A 21,181-nucleotide genomic window follows, 5' to 3' on the forward strand; every position below is an offset into this window, starting at 1 on the left:
TAACGTGTTCTTTGAAAAAGACACCATCCATTGGGGGATCAAGGCAGGGTTTCTTTTGTTGTTCTTGGCATCTTATTATGTTGGACTATGGTATCGGAACTGGCGGTTACTTGTGGCCAGTCTCGTTGGCTTCTCATTGCTTTTAGCTTTTGGCATTTACTCAGGCAATTGGGTCATTCTGTACGGGTTTGTATTTGCCGATTTGCTTGGCAGAGCCCATCGGATGGCGATTATGATCGCCGGGATGGCTGGAATTATAGCTATGTTTGTGCTATTCAGTTGGATTGATACGGGAAATCCTTTTGCGTTTTTTTCAACATTGGAACTTCTGTTTATGGTTACCCAGCTTGCAGTGCCTGTTGTGGTATATACGAGAAGAAAGGCGAATATCTTGAAGGAAAAGCTGGCGGTCGCCAATGCCCAGCTTGAGCGGTATATTCAGGAGGAGGAACGAAATCGGATTGCTAGGGATCTTCATGACACACTTGGACAGACCTTAACGATGATCAAATTGAAAAGTGAGCTAACGATGAGATTGATGGAGAAAAACCCGGAGAAGGCGAAGCACGAGCTGCATGACATTTTGAACACTTCACGTTATGCGCTAAAGCAGGTGAGGGAACTCGTCACCGACATGAAATTTATATCCCTTAAGAAGGAAGTGGAGCTTTCAAAGGATATTTTAAAAAATGCTGGCATTGAATTAGTCGTGAAGGACGAGGGGGACATGTTCACCTTGTCGAATGTGGCCGAAACGATGCTGGCTCTTTCCGTTAGAGAAGCCATTACCAACATCATTAAACATAGCGCCGCTGACCAGTGTACGATCACACCATACATTGAGACGGAGTATTACTGTATTCAAGTGAGTGATAACGGGCTTGGAAACTTGAGACAGGGAGAAGGAAACGGCTTGCAAACGATGAAGGAAAGAATGACAATGCTGCAGGGAGATATGTATATGACAGCAAGTCCGGGCCATGGAACGGTTATTACGCTTAAGGTACCGCTGATAAGCAACGGGAGGGTGCAGTAAGGTGATACGTATAGTCATCGCAGAAGATCAGAAATTGCTTCGGGGGACGTTGACGGCGTTGTTATCTATGGAGGAGGATATGAAAGTCGTAGCGGAAGCAGAGAATGGACAGGCTGCATGGGAAGCTATTAGACATTATAAGCCGGAAGTATGCTTGCTCGACATCGAGATCCCTTTCCTTTCAGGACTTGAAATTGCAGAGAGACTTAGACAGGAAGGACGCTCTACAAAAATCATAATCGTAACGACATTCGCTCGCCCCGGTTTTTTGCAAAAAGCAATGGAATTAAAGGTAGAAGGCTACTTATTAAAAGATGAACCGATTGATTTCTTAATCCAATCCATCCGCAAAGTAATGGCTGGCGAGCGAGTGATTAGCACCGACTTGGCGGCGGTTCTTTTCCTTAGGGAAGAAAATCCGCTGACCGAACGCGAAACGGATGTATTGCGATTGTCCAAGTCTGGACTGACGACCAAGGAAATTGCCAAGCAATTATTTCTGACGGAGGGGACCGTCCGGAATTACTTGTCTGTCGCCATTCAAAAGCTGGGGGTAGAGACCAGGCAGCAGGCGACTGAAAAAGCGCAGGAACGCGGATGGATTTCATAAGCAGGGTGGGGAAAGACCGCCTGGCAGGTGGGCTTGTGAGGGAACCTTCAGCTTGCTTTGACGCCAGGATTGTTATCCCGCAACTCGCATGCTAAAGATGGTCGCCAAGCAGGGAAAAAAGGAGGACGTGTATGCAGAAGAAGAAAAGGATAAGAAAAATGAGAAGATTGCTTCTGGTAGGTATAGCGTTCTTGCTTGGAACGGTAGGGTTCGTCGGGAAGGCTACTGAAGTATCGGCATGCAGTGGAGGCGGCTTTATCGCACCAAGGCCGGATTCGAACGTGTTCGTGGGTAAGGTACTTGAGGTTCGGACTAGCCAACTGGACATCGGGTATGATGTAGCTTTTGAGGTGTTTAAGGTCGAGCAGGGCGATGTGGGCGCGATTATGCTGGTGAACACACCACCAGGGTACTCTTGTGGTGTTAGCTTCGAGGTTGGTGGTATGTATGAGGTCATTACGCTGTCTAATAAGTCGAGGCCCGAGGCTAGTAGGACTGAATCTGACAACATGGTCTTAATCTCTACTACGCACCAATTACATCTAAGTGCAGAAGAAGAGGAGCTTTATGACGAGCGAGAGTCAGTTAAAGGCAAGGATCTTCTGGAGCGCTTCTTCAAGCGGTACGACGTTTCGATCTCCATTAATGGTGTGGATGTCGCCGCTACGGGTCCGTTCGACGAGGTCTATTCCAATAAAGACAATCGTGTTATGCTACCGTTAACGGACGCGTTCATGAGTAGGCTTGGAATTGAGTATGCGTTCAATGATGAAGAAGAGCAGAAGGTCACGTTGAAGTACAAAAGTAAGGAATATGTCTATCATGTAGGACGCGACTATGTATATTTTGATGGCAATCACAACGAAATGGATACAGTTGTCGAGCGCTATTACGGCATGACGTTCGTTCCGGCACAGCAGGTCGCTGCTATTATCGGGGGGAAAGCGACCTGGGACAATAAGCTTAAGAAGTTGGAGCTGTCGTTCTAGAACGGCACGGGATAGGTGGTAGCTTAGGCTCTTGCAGCAATGGCAGCCTTATAGCCAAAGGAGAAAAATGTTAACGACACAACAATTAAAAGATATTGAACAATTGCAAAAAGAGTGTGAAACTCATGATCATTTACAACTGAAACTTAACTGGGAAATGCTCAGAAACCGCGGATCTGATCAGCTGGATTTTTTTCATTACGAAAATGACGAACTTGTAGCGTTTTTAGGATTGTACATTTTTGGTTCTACAGTCGAAATATGCGGCATGGTTAAACCAAGTGAACGACGAACGGGGCATTTCCATCGATTGTTCCGACTAGGAATGGAAAAGGTCAAACAAAACGGATACAAGAAAATCTTGTTGAACGCGCCTGCGGGCTCCGATACGGCAAAAGCTTTTTTGAGTAAACTAGGTGCTGAGTATGCATTCTCGGAGCATCAAATGGAGTGGCAAGAAAAGCCTCTTGAAGAAACGGATAGTATTCTTCTAAGACAAGCAAGATTAGAAGATTACGAAATGCGCGTACGATTATCCGTTACGGCGTTCGGAGTGGACGAAGAAGACGCCAGAGTGATGGAAAGCAAGGCCTTGGAGGATAACACTGAAATGCTCATGATTGTCGTGGACGAAAGAACGGTAGGGAAAATTCGAGTGAGCCGAGAAGAGGGGCAAGCGTGGATTTATGGATTTTCCATTTTGCCAGAATACCAAGGCAAAGGAATAGGCAGAAAAGTGTTGCGCCGAGTCATTAAAGAGCAAAACTCGGCCGGATACTCAGTACACTTAGAAGTTGAAACGAAAAATGACCACGCTCTAGGGTTATATGAATCGGTTGGATTCAAGGCGGTTCATGCACAAGATTACTATAGATATCAACCAAGTTTCTCTAAATGAATGGTTCACGAATATGATATATGTAAGAAGTTTTACTTGATTCGGATTTAAGCTGAACGAGCAGTATATTGCATTAGTCCTTGACTTGACTTTAAATTTACTCGATAATACAAAATATGGAGATGAAGGAAAGGGGACTCGTAAGCCAATGTGGACTACCTTGTAATGGTTTGATTAAATCCGATCGCGTGATCCGGTAATGGTTAGCGCCATTCCTCCGGTTCATATCACGATCCTCAACCATTTCAAGGAATGCGAGCAACCGTTCGATACACCTGTTGCGCGGATACTTGATGTATCCGCTTTTTTATTTAGCGGCGGGATTTATCCATCTCCATATAAAGAACGGCTCTCTCGTCTTCTCTTAACGGGAGGTATATTAAATTGACCAGATTGCAAGGTAAAATAGCCATAGTCACGGGCGCGAGTCGTCAAGGTGGAATTGGGGCTGCGATTTGCCGGGCATTGGCTAATGAAGGTGCCAGCCTGTTCTTTACACACCTGTATGACTACGATAAAGAAATCAATCCAAATGATGCTGATGAGAATTGGCCCGATTTTTTCGCAGGAGAACTACGACAATTGGGTGTTCAAGTTGCACACATGAAATTGGACCTCACCGTACCGGGTTCCGCGTCCTATTTGTTGGGTGAAGTCCGGAAAGCGGTTGGTCTTCCAACTATCCTCATCAATAATGCTACGTATAGCGTTGATGCTGATTTCCGTCAATTAAATGAGACTCTCATCGACGCTCATTGTGCTGTAAACATTAGGGGTACCTTCATGTTGTCCGCCGAATTCGCACGCATGCTCGAGGCCGAGAAAAACGCTCGTTCCTCTAATAGTGAACTCGGTGGACGAATCATCAACTTCACTTCCGGCCAAGGTAAAGGACCTATGCCTGGCAATCTTGCCTATGCTGCGACAAAAGGTGCGGTCTCCGTTTTTACCGAATCACTGGCCGCAGAGCTGGCACCGTTTCACATTACGGTCAACGCGGTCGATCCCGGTCCTACCGATTCCGGCTGGATGTCCGAAGAGGTGAAAAATGCACTGCTGCCGCGATTCCCGATGGGCCGGATTGGTCTTCCAGAAGATGCAGCCCGTCTGATCGCTTTTCTGGCAAGCGACGATTCCCAATGGATTACCGGCCAAATCATTCATTCTAGAGGCGGTTTCTAAAGGAGTCTTATTGCTTAGCTTTGTGAAGGGTTAGGCCCGACTTTTCGTTACGCTAGCTGTTAACGATAGTTGAAGAAAGCGAACTAAAAAAGGGCCATCCGCGAAGGATGGCTCTTAAACTTGCCGTTACAGACAGCGCGGGGAACCATACCATAAGTGACGGCGAAAAATCGTGGGTGTCGAGAAGTATGGGTGTCAGTGAGCGTATGGAATAGAGTGTGTTTTAACCCCTTCGATCTTTGGTTTAAGGGTTTTTGCTGTGGAAAGGTCGAAATATTGCACTATATATTTCCATCCTGTGATATCATAAGTGGATCAGGGTATATTGTAATTTCAGGAATGAAAGTAAAATAGGGGAATTTACGAAGTTCGTGAATAATATGTTAGAGGAAATAGCCGCATTAAGACATACATACATAAAGGAGTAGGTGGACCGAATGGGTAATAAGGAACTAATTGATTCTTTGTATAATTCCAGATTAATTGAGGATCGTATGGATCACATTAAATTCTCATTAGAACAAGTAAGTATTTATTCTGGATTATACTTAGAGTTCGGAGTTCGTAAAGGCTATTCTGCAAACTTTATTGCGGATATTATCAATCCTTCTTTAATTTACGGTTTTGACTCGTTTGCAGGCCTGCCGGAGAAGTGGAAACGAAGCGTTGATGATGAAATCGTTTATCCCGCAGGAACATTTGCAGTGGAAAGTTTGCCAGAAGTTCGTGATAACGTTAGATTGGTCAAAGGCTGGTTCCAAGATACTTTGCCTACTTTTAAATTTGATCATCCAGAAAATATTGCGTTTATCAATATTGATTCAGATTTATATAGCTCTGCGAAGACAATCCTTAATGAACTTAACGGCCAGATCGTTCCCGGTACAATATTATATTTTGATGAGATAACAGGATGGGGAGAACTAATAAGGCAGTATGAGAATTGGCGTGAAGGAGAGTATAAGGCATTAATTGAATGGATTGACCAATACAATCGTAAGGTCTCACCTGTATCAAGAAACGGAAGGTATGGGGCAACCCTTAAAGTAATAATATAAATGATTTTGGTGGCGGAATCGAAGAAGGCGACTACTTCCTCTAACACCGTATTCACTTTTCGGGGTATTCGGCCTATGGTCTGCAGGAGGATTTTCGGGGAAGCGGAATCAGCAGACAACCCTGTGAGGCTAGGTAGCGGAGCCACTCGGAGTTCTCCCTCGTGGCTTCCCGTATCACTCATTCATTGCCTCCCCCGCTTCCATCTGCGCATAAGCTTCACCTAAGCCAATCGAGCGATAATATTCACGTGTCACATCTTCCATGCGCTTGATCACGGCCGCATGCTGCTCCTCCAGGACGAACTTCAGGATGGCCGCTGTGATGGCTTGTTCCCGCGCTGCCTCGCGTAACTTGATCTCTTCCAACCATAATGCGTATAGTCACCCGTCGATCCATTGTAATCCATATCTAGTTAATGGAAGTACCGCAGTACTTCACAACCAGAGTTCACAGAGTTCTTGTATATTGATGGCAAAATAGTTTAAATGAAACTGTACCAGTCATAAAGAGGGGCTAATTGTTATAATCTTGTTATTGTTAGATGTTGGTCACTCGTTAGGGGGTCAGAAAATGTCAATTGGTTCACAATACACTCTAGATGAAGAGTTTGAAATAGTAAAAGCTAACTATAGAGAATTCGCTATACACTACACAACATATCGAGAAAACATTTTCTTCAGACAAAGCTGGGAAAGAAGATTGTCTATTTTCGGAAAAGACACCCCTTGTTACTGGATTAAACACAAGAAACAGCGAATCGGTGGAGTTTGCATTGAACCCAATTCAATGTCCTCATTTTTCTTAGAACCGCCGTTGAGTGATATATACCGGGTGTTATTAAAATTAAAACGGCTTCTGTTACAATGTTCTGATCGAAGCAAACAAATTTATGTCTATGGAATATTACCCTATCAAACAGAACATTTTTTGCGCTTAGGCTTCTTACCTTCTGAAATAAGGCGTGTAATGATAAGACCAACTGAATTATTTGAATCAGAGGATTGGGGAGAAGAATTTTTTGTAACAGCCCCGACCTTGGAGCAATTAGATAAAATTGCTGAGTTATTTTTTGAGTCTTATTCAGGCACTGATAGTATTGGGTATCCAGCAGATAATTCGATTCATCAACAGAAGTTAGATCTCGAATATTACTTCTCACATAATAAAGCAGAGATATTGAAAGCGGCATCAAGCATCGTGTTTGATAAGTCTACTGGCGAAATGATTGCAGTCTGCTTAGTATCATTATGGGAGGATCTTCCTTTAATATCAGGTATCGCAGTGCTTCCCCAATATCGCGGCAAACGGATCGCGACCAAGTTATTAAAGAAAGCATTAACTGTGTTGAATGAAAAGTATGAAATTATTCGTTTGTTCGTGACCGTGGGGAACCCGGCTGAATCTTTATACTACAATTTTGGTTTTTATCCTGGACTAGAGCAAACAACATTTCACTTGCCATGCAGAAACTGATAGACGATTTTAGTAACGGGAGCGAGAACGATCAGATAGAATTACGGTTAGCCTCAAGTATTATCTATAATCGCACTGGTACCATTGCAGCGGTGTGTCTGATCTCATTGTGGGAGGACTTACAGTAAAATTAAAACAAAAGTGGAAGGTGAGTACATGAACCTTGCAAATAAAATTACAATCCTAAGAATCGGAATGATCCCACTGTTTATCCTTGTGTTTCAACAGTATCCGTCATGGATAGTAGAGCAGTTTGGTTTTCTAAATTACATAAATCAGCATGGTTTATTCTGGGCAGTTGCAATATTTGTTATTGCGTCAGCGACAGACAAATTAGATGGTTACATTGCACGTAAGTACAATCAGATAACGAATTTGGGTAAACTTTTAGATCCGCTTGCAGATAAGCTTTTAGTCTCGGCAGCTTTAATTATGATGGTCCAGCATAACATGATCCCTTCGTGGATAGCGGTTGTAATCATTGGACGGGAAGTAATGGTGTCAGGGATTCGAATCCTTGCCGCGGCGAAAGGAGTAGCCCTTGCTGCAGACAAACATGGAAAAGTAAAGTTAGTGTTTCAGGTGGTAGCAATCACCTTAGTGTTACTAGGTAATTTCCCATTTTCCTATATTACAAATTTTCCAGTCGATCTAACTATCATGATCTTAGCTTCTGCTTTGACCGCATATTCTGGATATAAATACATGAAAAACAATTACCGTGAACTGCAATTAGAACTATAAGTTCAAAGGCTACCACGTTAAAGGACAGAATATTCGTTTTATAATGATAAGTAAGAAAAATAGATAGATAACGGTGGCGAATTCAAGTCTTACGTATGAAAAACCAAGAAACGAAGCGAATCCAGGATGATATCGTCAATATTGTTGGAGACATGTAGTGACTGTATGAATTGAGAGGAGCACTTTTATGCGATTGATCGAACACGAATACTAAGTCCTATCTCCTTATGCGCGTGGCCCACCGGACGGTATCTGTAAATGGAGTACTATTCGATTTGCAGATCACGATATTGGAGGGACTTGTAGATGAGAAGAGAAGACAAGCAATTTGAACATTGGATTGGGCAAGCGAATCAGCCATTCTCGGGATGGGATTTTTCCTATATTGTGGAAACGGGACGAATGAATAGCGACTGCTTGCACTGGTCATACGGAAGCATGGCCATCCCCCTTATGCAGGATGCCGAGTCGATGCTGGATATGGGAACCGGCGGCGGGGAGCTGTTGTCGATGTTGAGGCCGTGGCCGAAATCCGTTTGCGCTACAGAAGGCTATCGACCGAATTTGTCCGTCGCCAAGGAACGATTGGAGCCGCTGGGTGTGACTGTCCTTTCTGTGGAGGATGACGAGCATCTTCCTTTTGAGACTGGCCAGTTCGATTTGGTGCTGAACAAGCATGAATCGTATTCGCCACGGGAGGTTCGGCGGGTGCTCACCGATGGCGGTTACTTCCTCACTCAACAGTCGGGAGGCACCGATTGCTTAGAGATCAACGAACGATTCGGCGTGCCGTTAAATACAGCATTTGCAGAATGGAAGCTCGATGCCGCCATACGGGGTGTGCGGGAGAATCACTTTGAAGTCGTGAAACAGTCGGAGCAATTTCTTAGTCAACGATTCTATGATGTCGGCGCACTGGTCTATTATTTGAAGGCCATTCCGTGGCAGATTCTGGATTTCGAACTCGATAAATACAGAGAAGAAGTATACAGTATTCATCTGCTTATTGAACGGCAAGGTTACTTTGAGGTGACACAGCACCGGTTTTACTTGCTGGCCAAAGCGTTGTCTTAGATAATATTCAAAACTTAATCAAATGGATTTCTAGGAGCTTGTCGCGCCGCGGCAGCTCCTTTCGCATTTTTCGCCGATAGACCCTTTAAGCTGAACCGTACCATAAGTGACGGCGGCATTTATCCATAACCCAAAAAATCTTCCTCTTGTGACAGCGCAGCTCCAAATCTAAAGGTAAAAAAAATTTTAAAATACCTTAATCATCTCTTGCGCAGCCTGAAATTTCAAATCTCTATATTTGTCTCCAAAAACTCAAGATACTTTGGGTCATCTTCCATAAAAATCTCAATACCGGCGCCCATGTAAGCCCGGGTTAACTCATCAGCTGCCATTTCAAAGCTTTCCTGTTCATAATACAACTGCCCCAGCCGAAGATGAATATATGGATTACCCAACCCCTTTGGGCACTGTACGGCATTAAAAAAGCACTTGAAGGCCTTATCGTAATTCCTCAAACGAAAATGGACATCCCCAATAGCCGCGTATACCCAGGTAGCGGCCTCCCATTCTCGATGATTTTCAGGCAATAAACGGAGGGCGGCAATATAATTTTGCTTTCCCGCTTCAAGATCGCCTGCCTTCACCAAATCATCGCCTTGTTTACATAGAGCGGTAATTTCGGAATAAGTGGAATCTGAAAGCTGCAACGCGATCTCTCCTGTTCTATTCGATTGGATTAATGAATTTTAGCCAATTATCGTTTTTTGACTTTCACCAAAAATGATTGCGTCGGGTATTGCCGATAAATAGTCTATCGCCCAAATGATATGATTCGTAAATTCTCTCCCATCATCAGGCGAGAATACGAAGCGAATGCGCTCGGCACAGTCTTCGACTTCAGGCGGACAATCCTTGAGGGCGCTTGCAACATAATTGGCATCTGCGACTACATTAGGGCCAGTTTCAAAATGTGCCGAAAAATTCCACCTGGACCAACGAAGAATCACATATCTTTCTTTCGTGAATGGGTTCGCCGAAACCCCGATTTTCAGACCGTTCTTTGTTTCAAAATCAAAATAGGCGCTTAACTCAGAGGCAAGACGCTCGTGGGGGTAAGGATTTGACGACTTCGTAAGGTAGGCATGTATTACAGACATGATCCGATTCTCCTAGTCCAATGGGATAGATGACCGGGAATTCTTTGCAAGATCCCCCACCTCCCATCTTAATCCCGCATTAAAATTAATGACCTCATAGCTCTTAGTTCATTCTGCCCTAGATCGCGGTTTAGTGGAATCCTGCGAATTAACCAATTCTCACAGGTACGTAGGCCAAGTGGCTAGTTATCTTGTAAACAGGCTAACTTTTGAAATATTGGAACGCGGAGAGATACCGCAGTAGGATTTTCATGGAAGCCTAAATGTTTCCGTCGATGGACAGGAGTTCCTGTCCGTGTCTGCAGAAGATCAGCGCCACGAGCCGGATATGCTCATAATTTATCTCGAACGGGCAAATGAGCTTACGATAACCCTTGAGGGAAATGAAAAACTATGGGATATTGGATTTAGGGAGATGGAGTATTCCTGGAACTGGTAAAAGCTCTGGACATCCTAACTTACCGTAAAGGATTGAATTATATGATTCAACAATTTATTGAGGGCATTGAATACACTGAAATTCCAGTTTCAGATCTAGAACAGGCAATAGACTGGTACTGTAACAAACTTGGAGCAAAGCTTGGATTCAGAAATAATGAACGGGCATATGTTGATTTCACAATGGGGCCAAGCTTATTTTTAGTGAAGACAAATGATACCACCACTTCCACGTTCCTTGTTAACGGCGAAGACCATTATACAATAGGGTTCAAGGTAAAGAACATTGAAGGATTTCATAATTACTTATTAGAACTTGGTGCCGAAGTAGGGAAGATCATAGATGAAGGTAGTATTGGTAAGTTCTTCACATTTTACGACCCGTTCAGGAATATGTTTGATGTTCATCAACACGCGGCATCATTGTAATGTGACCAAACGCCAAAGATGGTTTAAGAAATTACTTGGACATGGTAGTTGGGACATCTTCACGTTAATAGGGGAACAATAGTTAGCTAAAGAAGGGATAACCGTGATTGATGCCATGAATGAAAATGAACAGTTCCGTAATTGGATTCCTCTCCTATGTAACAGTACCAAGCTTGAACGAATACACAAGGGGTACTCAAGTGATGGAAAATACATCGTACATGACAGCAATGGCGACCCTCAATACATATTAAGAACCTACAGCATCGATCAAGATAAAGACAAGAGATTAGAATTCAGCAGACTCAAGATGATGGAAAAGCATGATGTGAAATGCTCTAGACCTATTGAAATTGGGGTTCTATCTGAACAAAACCTTGGTTACATGATTGTCTCATTTATTGAGGGGAATGAAGCATCAGAAGAGCTACTACTTTTAACGGAAGAAGAGCAGTTCAAGGTAGGAGTTCAATCGGGATTAGAATTAAAGAAGATTCATCGGGTTATCTGTCCTGATAATATTAAGCCCTGGGATGAGAGAATACTCGCCAAGCATCATCGATACCGAATGGAGTATGCTAAATGCGGAGTTTCGATAAATAACGATGTGAGGTTGTTATCCTTTATTGATGAAAAGATCCACTTAATGAAAGGTAGACCCAATATTTTTCAACATGATGATTACCACGTTGGAAATCTTATCGTTAAGGATGGGCACCTATCAGGTATCATTGATTTCAATAGGTACGACTGGGGAGATCCTATTCACGAATTTGTAAAAGTCGGTATTTTCAGTTCGGAAGTTAGTGTCCCTTTTTCTGTTGGTCAAATTCGGGGATACAATAATCACATTGAACCTAACGAAGAGTTTTGGCAACTGTATTCTCTCTATTTATCCATGACTCTTATCTCATCTGTCGTATGGGTCTTGAAGGTAAAACCAGATGAGTTAGATTCAATGTTAATAAAGGTACACAAGGTTATGGATGACCACGACGACTTTAAGTTAATTGTGCCTAAATGGTACAGTTAATATCACTCAACTCTTTAACCGGGTACTTAGGCAGGAACATTGGCCATTAAGCGCCGCGGCGCCTGTTCGTTTTTAAGCTACCGGGCAGCATAGTTCAATTATAATTGTTTTCTCAATTCTGCTTATTAGTAGAAACTGTTAAACTTTTCTTATATTGAACGAATAGGAGATGAGAGATGGACAGAGGAAAAATTTTATTTTTAAACGGTATAACCAGTTCGGGGAAAACATCTATAGTAGACGCAATTCAGTTAAAGTCGGATGAATTTTATTATGTTGTTGCCAATGACCTTTTTGAAGAAATGATAGGCGAACGTTATCTTCGTGAAGATTATTGGAAGTATTTAAGTGATGCTATTATGATGATGTATCATACTGCCCGACTATTTTCAGATCACGGTAAAAATGTACTGATTGACGGCATTATGGTAGAAAGGCCTGAGCTTAAACCTCACTATGATAAAGTGAAGGACATTTTTTCTGGATACCCACTATATATTGTTGAAGTATTTTGCCCTTTGGAAATTTGCCGCCAAAGAAATATTGAACGTGGAGATAGAGCTGAAGATCAATCAGATTGGCAAAATAAAATAATGGCAAAAGATATACCATATAATTGTACTGTCAACACGCATCTCAATACTCCAGAGGAATGCGCGGAATTGATCCTAAAGAAGTTATTCGGAAAGGACTGACCTAGTAAGTACCTACAAGAACAATGGGGTATTCCCCTGAAAATATGAAGGCCGGTTTGAAACATCAAATGCATATGGATAGCAAAAAAGACGTCTCTCGGGCTGCTCGTGCAAATTTGCCCAAGAGACGTCTATTCTGGGTGTATCTGGTAAAAAAGCATTCGCAGCTTTTACTTCAGCGCTCCCTCTGTTAAACCGTCGACAATATACCGGTGGAAGAACACATAAAGCAAAATCATCGGAATGGTAATGATAGCCAGCGCTGCGAACAGCAGCTTGTAGTCGGTCATGTAGCGACTGGAGAAAGCGATTAGTCCGACCGGTATCGTTTTAAGCTCGTCATTCTGGATGTACAGCATCGCGAGCAGCAGCTCATTCCACGTATTTAAAGCTGAGAAGATCCCGACCGTCGCCATGCTGGGGATAAGCAGCGGAAATATAATACGGGAAAACAAGACAAGATCTCCACATCCGTCTATACGGGCCGCCTCCATCAATTCCTTGGGCACAGAGTCAAGGTAAGCCTTTAGCAGGAAGATGGCCAGCGGCAGCCCCACGCCAATATACGGCAGGATGAGGCCCATATAGCTATCCTTCAAATTCAACTGTTCAAAAATGTAGCTTTGCGCAATAAAGAACGATTGCAGCGGCATAAACAGGCCAAACACAAAAAGCAGCATCAACAGCTGGCTCCCCTTAAAACGCATCTTGCTGAACGCAAAAGCCGCGAGGCTGGCAAACAGCAAAATGAAGACAATCGTAATAGAGGTTACGATAACGCTATTTTTGGCGTAGGTGCTCATATTGCCGACATTCCAGGCTTCAGCCCAATTTTGCAGGTTGATTTTGCTTGGCAGGGCGAATGGTGTTGTGAAAATTTCCCGATTCTCACGAAAGGAAGAAAGCACAAGCCAGACCATCGGATAGAAGAAGACGCAGGAGATGGCGATTGTAAAAAAGTAGTAAAAGAAATGGGAGAAACGCTTGCGTCCGAGGTTTGGCCCCTTGCCGCTGTTGCGGTCGCCGATATTCCAGGCTGCGGTCGCCATGAACGGCACCTCTTTTCTAAAAAATGTAAAATAAGCTTGCGTGATTTGATCTGCTAATACTCCAGCTTTCCGGAATCTTTCCGCTGCAGCTTGTTCGTAATCAGACCGATCAGAGCAATGACTAATGTCATCAAGACTGCCAAGGCGGAGCCATAGCCGATGCTCATATTCGTGAACACAACTTTTACGAGATAGGTCGTAACGATTTCAGTCGTATTGTACGGCCCGCCGTTCGTCATGACGTAGAACAGATCGAAGGCCTGAAAGCCGGTAAGTACACAGAGCATGATCCCGGTATCCACAAGGCCGCGGATCATCGGAATTTTGATTTTAGTGAAGATCTGCCATTCACTTGCGCCGTCCAGATAAGCCGATTCGTAGACTTCCTTCGGAATCCGCTGGATGCCGGAATAGAAAATGGTCATGTAGAAGCCGGCATACACCCAACCGGACACGATGCAAATGGCGATCAGTGCCGTCTTCGGGTCTCCAAGCCAGACGCGGGTCCAGCTTTCCAGACCGATGGCGTTCAGCACGGAGTTGATAAGCCCAAAATCTGAGTTATAGACGAACTTCCACAGGTAGGAGACGACGATCATCGGCAGCATGACGGGCATGAAGAAAGCGACCCGGAACAAGCCGCTGCCCTTCCGGCCTAATGTTATTAGTCCGGCGAGGCCCAGCCCGACGACGACTTCCAACAGCACCGTCGCAACGATGTAAATTAAAATGTGCCAATAGGAGTTCAAATAGATCTGATCTTGAAGTGCGCGAGCATAATTGTCCAAGCCGACGAAGGTCATCCTGCCGACGCCGTTCCAATCGTAGAAGCTGAATGCAAAGGTCATCACGATGGGAACGAGAATCGTGAAGGCGAACAAAAGAACGGCGGGGGCGACAAAAAGATAAGGCGAAAAGCTAAATTTGCGGGACATCTACCCACCTCCAGAAAGCGTATAACAAGGAGGCCGTCCGGCCTCCTTGGGCGTTTGTTATTTTTTTAGCGGTGCTACAGTTCTGTCCAGCTCCTCCAGTGCGGCTTCAGGGGTCTTCACGCCGCCAAGCACTTGGGAGGTTGCCATGTTCAGCGCATTGGCCACTTCGATGGCGTAGCCTGTGTCGGGAGGAGAAACGAGCGTCGGTGCATTCTGCATCAGTTCATTCAAGCTCAGCGACAGCGGATGCATGGCCGATTCGTCGATTCCGTCCTTCGTAATGGGCACCGCACCCGCGTCTGTCAGCTTCTTGGATGATTCGGCGGAACTGTACAGCTTCATAAATTCAATCGCCTCGTCAATGTGTTTGGAGTTCTTGTTGATCACCATGCCGTTAAGCACGCCGATGACACTGTTCTGGTCGCCTTTGCCGCCGGAGATAGACGGAAGATTGAAATAACCCAGTTCCAGTTCCGGCGCTTCTTCTACAGCGATTGAAACGAGCCAGCTCCCGATCGGATGCATCGCGGCCCGGCCGTTCAAGAACAGCATGTCGCCTTCATTGTCGGCAATGGCATTTGCGCTGTCATTCACATAGCCTTTATCCCACAACTGTTGTACGTAGCCGTAGGCCGTTACGAATTCCGGGGAGTTGAACGGCTTCTTTAATTGCAGTGCATCGCTGTATGCCTGTTCGCCTACAACGCGAGAGAGCAAATGGCCGATCCAGTTGCCTGCCGGCCACAAGTCTTTATTGCCTGTCACAATTGGGGTGATGCCCGCCGCTTTCAGCTTCTCACACAGCGCCAGAAACTCCTCCCAAGTCGCGGGCGGCTGAAGCCCTTGGTCGGCGAACATTTTTTTGTTGTAAAACATTACATTGGTGACGTCACCCGCAGTCGGAATCATGTACGTTTTTCCATCCACCACCATACCGTTGAATGTGCCTTCCTCGAACATGTCCCCGAGACCGGAGCTCTTGAGCTTCTCGGTTAAATCCGCGGCAAAGCCGTCCTCCACTTTCTTCTTCAGCCGTTCTCCGGCCCATTCAAAATAAAGATCGGGGGCGTTTTTGCCGCTCAACAGGTTAGTCAGGCCGATAAATTTGTAGGTGTCGTCATCCTGGTAGGTGAATTCGACCTTAACATTTTCATGCTGACTCTCGAATTGCTTGCCAATATCCTCCCACACTTTGATCAACCCTTCGCCGGGCGAGCCCATCGCGATTCGCAGCGTCACGGCTTGATCCTTGCCGGAGGAGGCCGCCTTGCCTGCGTTCTCCGTATTCCCGCCTTCACCGCCGCTGCCGCCCCCTGTGCCGGCATTTCCCGAACAGCCCGCCACTCCCATGGCCAGTACGACGCCTGCCAATCCCAGTGTCATTTTTTTCATCGGTAATCGCTCCCTTTATTTTTTGTTTGCATGCGTTTTCATTCATTTGTCGGATAAACCGGATACTAACGGCGTTGCCCCGGACTCCCTCTCCTTGTATTTGCATTGTTGTCGATTTGTAGTAACAACTATTTTAATATTATTAATGATCCCTGCATAATGTCAATCTATTTCTTTAAGCTTATTTTAATTCGTGCAATATCCTCAGCAGTGACGATTATTTCAGCGATTAATTACGGCCTTTGCGGCTGCTTCGAATCAGGCAATCCAGTGAAGAAGAGGACATGCCGATCGAAAATTATGGTTATAAACAAATAAAATGCATTGACAATTTGTTATAGTTGAAAATACAATGTGTTTGAAATGTTACTACAAAAAGCGATGGACTGTAATTAGGGGGTGAGGCGGAAGCAAGGAACTAAACCAGTCCTTTTGATACCGCTTTCTTTTTGTAAGCCAGCCAGGGGAAAGTCATGCAGCCCAATTTTAGAGCGGACCAAATTTGCGGCGCAAGCCAGCAGATAAGGTTCGTACATGTTAGGAGGAGAAGGCATGAAGAACAAATGGAAGCAAGGCATGACTGCGCTTGCTTTGTCATCGGTCATGGCATTGTCGCTGTCACCGGTTTCCGCAGGAGCATCTGCGGTGATAACAGAAGAGAAAATGCCTGCATGGGCGGAAGCGGAAATTGCCCAGTGGAAGGCGCTTGGTCTGCTCAAGGGAAATGAGGCAGGGATGATCAAGCCTAATGACAGTGTTAAGAAGAGTGAGTTTATTACGTTTATTAACCGGGTATTCAATTATTCGGAGAAGAGCGACCGGTCGTTTCCGGACGTACCGGCGAGCGCCTGGTACGCACCCGAAATCGCCAAAGCGGTGGCTGCCGGGGCATTGGAGGGGGATGCCAACGGTAAAATCGCTCCGCTCGATACATTAACGCGTGAGCAGGCGGCCCTTATTTTGTTCCGGGTATTTTTCATTCCCGGTCCGGGTAAAGCGGTTATGCCGTTTCAAGATGACGCGGATATTGCGGCCTGGAGCAGGGAATCCGTGTACGCCATGAAGGAAGCCGGATATCTGGCAGGAACACCGGGGGGAGCGTTCCAGCCGAAGAAGAAGCTGACCCGGGCCGAAGCGGTGAAGATGATCAACAATGTAATGGGCAAGCTGGTTGCAGAGGCAGGCACACATTCCAATTTGTCGGGTAGAAATCTTGTCGTGAATTCGGCAGGAACCACTTTGTCCGCTGTCAGTCTGTCGAGGGACCTCTACATCACGGCCGGTGCCGGAGAAGGCGACGTAACGATCGAGAACGCCGATATCGGCGGCACAATCTATGTGAATGGCGGCGGCATCATTAACCTGAACAATGTCAAAGCGGAAAGGATTGTTGTGAACAATCGCTCAGCCTCCGTACGGGCTGTGCTTAGCGGCAATTCCTCGGTTTCGGTTGTCGATGTGATCTCCGAGGCGCAAGTAGATAATACCACAGACAACAGCATTGAAAGCTTTAATATCGAAAGTGCCAAGGAAGTCGGCGTATCAGGCTTGGTGAAGCAGCTGAATGTGAACGCGGCAGCAGCGCTGACTGCTAAACGGGCGACGATCGGGAGCCTGACGGTATCGGTCCGCGGAGGCGGAAGCCGAATCGCGCTGGACGATCAAACCAAGGTCGACCAGTTCATAGCGCACGCAAGTACGACGGTCACAGGCGAAGGGACCATTGCGGCGGCGGAGATTCAAGCATCGGGCGTGTCGCTGGCCAAGAAGCCGGGCAAGCTGAAACTGGACAGCGGCGAAGTGAAGATCGGCGGTGAAACAGTGACTAAGGGGTATGATTCGACCTCCGGCACAGGGACTCCGGGCGGGTTTTATCCCGGTACCGGCGATCCCGGGACAAATCCGCCGGTAGATCAGCCGACCCGGTTGTTCAGCTACGACGATGTGCGGAGCAAATTCGCGAATGCGGGTGCTGAAGGCTTAGTCAAGCAATACCTTGCCTTTCTCGATGACCCGACATATACGCCATCGATCGCAAGTCCGGGCACTTCCATGCCTGATTTCACGAATGCGGTCACGTTCGTCAACGCTGAATTTAATATGAAACCGTCTATTTTTGCTTCTCTTAGAAATGTCAACACTTCTGTGCTGGACGAGGGGCGTACAACGCTTTGGATCGGCACGGATAGCGGTGTGACGAAAATCAGCTTGGCAAATAATGCGATGAAGAGCTATACGAAGGAGAACAAGCAGCTGCCGGACGATACTGTACTGCTGCTGATTGCTGACGGGAGCACAGGCGTTTATGCCATTACCAAAACCGGCGTTGCACATATTTACCAATAAAAGAAAGGGGACTCCTCCATGTCTATCTTGAAAAAGCAAGGCAAATGGATCGCGGGCGTATTGGCGGCTTCCGTTTTATTCACGCTTCCTGTGCTGCCGGCTTATGCGGCGAAGGATGCGTCCGCACGATACGGCACCGTTCAACTGGAAGCGGCGCCAATGAAGGAAATGACCTATTACAAGACGGGTTCCGCCTCTATTCCTGCCACCATTCAATGGGTGACCGATACGAAGGCGCTTGAATTTTTGCCGTTGTCGGTCATCGGCGATGTGACGAGTGTCGTGAAGGATGCGGACGGCGTCTATTGGATTGGCACGCAGAACGGTCTGCAGCGGGTTTATTTTAAGGAAAAAGACGCGAAGGACATCGTGCAGTATATGGCGGGACCCCGCTATTTGTACGGAGGGGACGATCATGTTACCGGTTTGGCAAGCGACGGCGCAGGCGGCATTTGGGTTCGCACGGCCAGCGGCGTGACTCATATCGCCATGCCGAAACGGACTTTGTACGACAAGTCGTTCACGTATGAAAAGCTGATCGCGCCTGTCCATGACCGGCGCGGTATGGTGACGGGAACAGCGTTTACTTTCAGTGAAACGAACCCGGCTTTTGATGCTGTGGACTACAATTCACCGACCGGGAAATTTAGCGGCACCCCCGAAACCGATGATAATGACGGATTGTGGACGAGTATGTATGCAATTGGGGAGATTTTCAGGTACAAGGCGCTGGAGGAGCAGTATGGCGCAGGTCCTTCACCGGCACAGCGCGATGAAATTGCAGCGGCGAAAAAAGCGGCAATGCGGGCCACAAAGGCTGTGCTGCTGCTGGACTATGTGTCGGGCCGGGGCAATGGTTTTCCCGCGCGCTCCTACATGCTGACGAGTGAGGCGTCCGCGCAGACAGTAGGCAGCTCTGTCTATGGCTACCAAAGTCAGAACGGCTTTTGGTTTCAGCATTTTACGGGGCCGGGCGCAGTTAATCCGAACGGCATTATTCCAAGCATGAAGCGCAGTGACGGTACACAGCCGATCGGATATTCGCTGGTTCGCGTCACGAAGGATGCCATGACGAAAAAAGGCTCCATGCTCTTCCCTTCAGGCGGGACGGATGTCATGAACTACAACGGGCTCGGCTTGAGCCAGGAAGCGATCGATGAGCTGAATTTGACGCGTCCTGCCGGCCAGAAGCTGGGAACTGATATTCGCACCAAGGTGGATACCGTTGACGGCAAAGATGTTTATCAAGTGCTGCCGGTCATTACGGCGGCTACAAATAATGCGGCGGCAAAGGACGATAAAACGACCAGCGAAGGAAACAAGCCATTATTCCAGCTGACAGTGCCGGTCTACGAACAAATTCCAACGTTCTTCAACGATCTGTTCCCGGCTACAGCTATCGTAGACGGTCATATTGATATGAACCAGATCGTCTACAAGGCGGACACCTCTTCCGACGAAGTGATCGGTCATTATGCGTTGTTCTATGCGGCGTACAAATACTTTATCGGAAACAGCACCGATCCGGAGCTGCAGCAGCTGAAGGGCTATGTTGAAGAAGCGACGCATCGGATGACAGAGCTTATCTTGAAGGACGATCATTATTATATTGAAGACGCCACAGGAAAATCGACCCAATGGTCCAAATGGTTTGCCAAATATTTCAATGACAATACTGCGATCATGGAACGGCAGGAAGAATGGAAATCAAAAGTAGGCGTTGACGGGCCGGGGGGCAATGATGCGCTTTCCTACGGGTATGAGGACGCCCCGTTAAATGCGCTTGAAGTAATGGCAGTGTTGAAGGCCGCCGGCTTTATAACGGCCGCCAGCTATCCGGCAGACTCGGCGAAATATGAAGTCGCCTACAATCAGGCTTTCGACGGGGAATACAGCAAGGAAGCACCTTACTTGAACGGCAAGGGCTATATCGGAATGGCCAATGAATACATCGAACGCAGACTCGTCCGGCAAGCGACAAACGCCTATAACGACAACGGCAATAAAGTCGTCACCAGGGACAACGTGACGGAGTATAACACGAATGCAAATGCGACGCTGCATAACGATTGGACACAATACATCAACTATTCTGATGAGGAGCTGGCATGGTTCGCGCTCTTTATTCTGGTCACGCATGAGCAGGAGCCGGGAAAACGCAGGCAGATTGTAAGTGCATTCGATCAATGGTTTGAAAATGAGAAGCGGGAAGAAAATCCGTTCTACACCTTCCTCTACCAGCTGGCCCATCCTCAGCGGACCGATATTGATTTGCAAGCGGCGGTGCGTTATTTGTATCGGCTGCCCGAGTTCCAAATTTCGTATCCGGTGCAGTATAACCGCCAGGACGTCTTCTATATTGAGCCAGGCGACCGCGATAAAGGCCGGAAGCAAACCAATTACGTATTGCCGTCCGACGAGCGGCGTACGATGAAGAACAACGGCAATCCGTTTTCGGCGGACGAACAAGCCGGTGGTCTTAATCCGAATTACAATTATTACACCGGTTCAATGGAGGTCGGCTCGGTATTCACACTCCCTTACTGGATGGGGCGCTATTTCGGTATTATTCAAGAATAGAAAACGTTGAAGTGCCAGCCAAAGAAAAGAAGATCGCCGACGTCGGGCGATCTTCTTCACATCCGGATCTAACGTGCAGACAGTGATCGTTGCTTGGCCGGTTCCAATTTAAACAGCGGCGC

Annotated in this window: 21 protein-coding genes; 15 read left to right on the plus strand and 6 right to left on the minus strand. The window is 46.4% G+C overall.

What is annotated here, in order from left to right; genetic code table 11:
- The first annotated feature begins 112 nt into the window (after positions 1–112).
- The 6 genes from ACFQ0N_RS31000 (at position 113) to ACFQ0N_RS31025 (ending at position 5,773) form a co-directional block, all read left to right on the plus strand.
- Entirely contained in the window at positions 113–1,036 is a 924-nt protein-coding gene (locus ACFQ0N_RS31000; RefSeq protein WP_379333801.1) for a sensor histidine kinase, read from the plus strand.
- Position 1,037: 1 nt separating this feature from the next.
- Positions 1,038–1,646 (plus strand): response regulator, encoded by a 609-nt coding sequence (locus ACFQ0N_RS31005; RefSeq protein WP_379333803.1) that lies wholly within the window; start codon positions 1,038–1,040, stop codon positions 1,644–1,646.
- Between the two features lie 131 nt (positions 1,647–1,777).
- A complete protein-coding gene (locus ACFQ0N_RS31010) occupies positions 1,778–2,635 on the plus strand; it encodes a stalk domain-containing protein (RefSeq protein WP_379333805.1) in 858 nt (285 codons plus the stop codon).
- 31 nt (positions 2,636–2,666) lie between these two features.
- Complete coding sequence (locus tag ACFQ0N_RS31015) at positions 2,667–3,533, plus strand: GNAT family N-acetyltransferase (RefSeq protein ID WP_379333807.1); 867 nt, start codon at positions 2,667–2,669, stop codon at positions 3,531–3,533.
- A 384-nt stretch (positions 3,534–3,917) separates the two neighbouring features.
- Positions 3,918–4,715, plus strand: coding sequence for an SDR family oxidoreductase (locus ACFQ0N_RS31020; protein ID WP_379333809.1), 798 nt, complete (start codon positions 3,918–3,920; stop codon positions 4,713–4,715).
- Between the two features lie 437 nt (positions 4,716–5,152).
- Positions 5,153–5,773, plus strand: a complete 621-nt coding sequence (locus ACFQ0N_RS31025; RefSeq protein WP_379333811.1) for a TylF/MycF/NovP-related O-methyltransferase — start codon at positions 5,153–5,155, stop codon at positions 5,771–5,773.
- A 174-nt stretch (positions 5,774–5,947) separates the two neighbouring features.
- Here the strand turns inward: ACFQ0N_RS31025 and ACFQ0N_RS31030 are convergent, their stop codons facing one another.
- Entirely contained in the window at positions 5,948–6,139 is a 192-nt protein-coding gene (locus tag ACFQ0N_RS31030) for a hypothetical protein (RefSeq protein ID WP_379333813.1), read from the minus strand.
- A gap of 205 nt (positions 6,140–6,344) precedes the next feature.
- On the opposite strand from ACFQ0N_RS31030, the gene ACFQ0N_RS31035 reads away from it, so the two are divergent.
- The 3 genes from ACFQ0N_RS31035 (at position 6,345) to ACFQ0N_RS31045 (ending at position 9,065) form a co-directional block, all read left to right on the plus strand.
- Positions 6,345–7,247 (plus strand): GNAT family N-acetyltransferase, encoded by a 903-nt coding sequence (locus ACFQ0N_RS31035; protein ID WP_379333815.1) that lies wholly within the window; start codon positions 6,345–6,347, stop codon positions 7,245–7,247.
- Positions 7,248–7,403: 156 nt separating this feature from the next.
- A complete protein-coding gene (gene pgsA / locus ACFQ0N_RS31040) occupies positions 7,404–7,991 on the plus strand; it encodes a CDP-diacylglycerol--glycerol-3-phosphate 3-phosphatidyltransferase (protein WP_379333817.1) in 588 nt (195 codons plus the stop codon).
- Between the two features lie 306 nt (positions 7,992–8,297).
- The gene (locus tag ACFQ0N_RS31045) at positions 8,298–9,065 is read left to right on the plus strand and encodes a class I SAM-dependent methyltransferase (protein ID WP_379333819.1); all 768 of its coding nucleotides are present in this window, start codon (positions 8,298–8,300) and stop codon (positions 9,063–9,065) included.
- Positions 9,066–9,289: 224 nt separating this feature from the next.
- On the opposite strand, the gene ACFQ0N_RS31050 is transcribed toward ACFQ0N_RS31045, so the two are convergent.
- A complete protein-coding gene (locus tag ACFQ0N_RS31050) occupies positions 9,290–9,712 on the minus strand; it encodes a tetratricopeptide repeat protein (protein WP_379333821.1) in 423 nt (140 codons plus the stop codon).
- Between the two features lie 39 nt (positions 9,713–9,751).
- Entirely contained in the window at positions 9,752–10,162 is a 411-nt protein-coding gene (locus tag ACFQ0N_RS31055; protein ID WP_379333823.1) for a hypothetical protein, read from the minus strand.
- A 295-nt stretch (positions 10,163–10,457) separates the two neighbouring features.
- Here ACFQ0N_RS31055 and ACFQ0N_RS31060 point away from each other — a divergent pair, with 295 nt between their 5' ends.
- The 4 genes from ACFQ0N_RS31060 (at position 10,458) to ACFQ0N_RS31075 (ending at position 12,757) form a co-directional block, all read left to right on the plus strand.
- On the plus strand, positions 10,458–10,601 hold the full coding sequence (locus tag ACFQ0N_RS31060) for a hypothetical protein (RefSeq protein ID WP_379333825.1): 144 nt from the start codon (positions 10,458–10,460) through the stop codon (positions 10,599–10,601).
- A 41-nt stretch (positions 10,602–10,642) separates the two neighbouring features.
- Positions 10,643–11,029 (plus strand): VOC family protein, encoded by a 387-nt coding sequence (locus ACFQ0N_RS31065; protein ID WP_379333827.1) that lies wholly within the window; start codon positions 10,643–10,645, stop codon positions 11,027–11,029.
- A gap of 103 nt (positions 11,030–11,132) precedes the next feature.
- Entirely contained in the window at positions 11,133–12,062 is a 930-nt protein-coding gene (locus ACFQ0N_RS31070) for an aminoglycoside phosphotransferase family protein (RefSeq protein ID WP_379333829.1), read from the plus strand.
- A gap of 176 nt (positions 12,063–12,238) precedes the next feature.
- Entirely contained in the window at positions 12,239–12,757 is a 519-nt protein-coding gene (locus ACFQ0N_RS31075) for a phosphotransferase-like protein (RefSeq protein ID WP_379333831.1), read from the plus strand.
- A gap of 170 nt (positions 12,758–12,927) precedes the next feature.
- Here ACFQ0N_RS31075 and ACFQ0N_RS31080 read toward each other — a convergent pair whose 3' ends face one another.
- The 3 genes from ACFQ0N_RS31080 to ACFQ0N_RS31090 are packed head-to-tail and all read right to left on the minus strand — an operon-like array spanning position 12,928 to position 16,133.
- Positions 12,928–13,806, minus strand: coding sequence for a carbohydrate ABC transporter permease (locus ACFQ0N_RS31080; RefSeq protein WP_379333833.1), 879 nt, complete (start codon positions 13,804–13,806; stop codon positions 12,928–12,930).
- A gap of 53 nt (positions 13,807–13,859) precedes the next feature.
- Positions 13,860–14,741 (minus strand): carbohydrate ABC transporter permease, encoded by an 882-nt coding sequence (locus ACFQ0N_RS31085; protein ID WP_379333835.1) that lies wholly within the window; start codon positions 14,739–14,741, stop codon positions 13,860–13,862.
- A 57-nt stretch (positions 14,742–14,798) separates the two neighbouring features.
- A complete protein-coding gene (locus tag ACFQ0N_RS31090) occupies positions 14,799–16,133 on the minus strand; it encodes an ABC transporter substrate-binding protein (RefSeq protein ID WP_379333837.1) in 1,335 nt (444 codons plus the stop codon).
- 552 nt (positions 16,134–16,685) lie between these two features.
- Here ACFQ0N_RS31090 and ACFQ0N_RS31095 point away from each other — a divergent pair.
- Together ACFQ0N_RS31095 and ACFQ0N_RS31100 are read left to right on the plus strand one after the other, a co-directional pair.
- Positions 16,686–18,479, plus strand: a complete 1,794-nt coding sequence (locus tag ACFQ0N_RS31095; protein WP_379333839.1) for an S-layer homology domain-containing protein — start codon at positions 16,686–16,688, stop codon at positions 18,477–18,479.
- Between the two features lie 18 nt (positions 18,480–18,497).
- Entirely contained in the window at positions 18,498–21,059 is a 2,562-nt protein-coding gene (locus ACFQ0N_RS31100) for a hypothetical protein (RefSeq protein ID WP_379333841.1), read from the plus strand.
- The last annotated feature ends 122 nt before the right edge of the window (positions 21,060–21,181 follow it).

The organism is Paenibacillus sp. GCM10027626, from assembly GCF_042676285.1.
GTDB lineage: Bacteria > Bacillota > Bacilli > Paenibacillales > Paenibacillaceae > Paenibacillus_Z.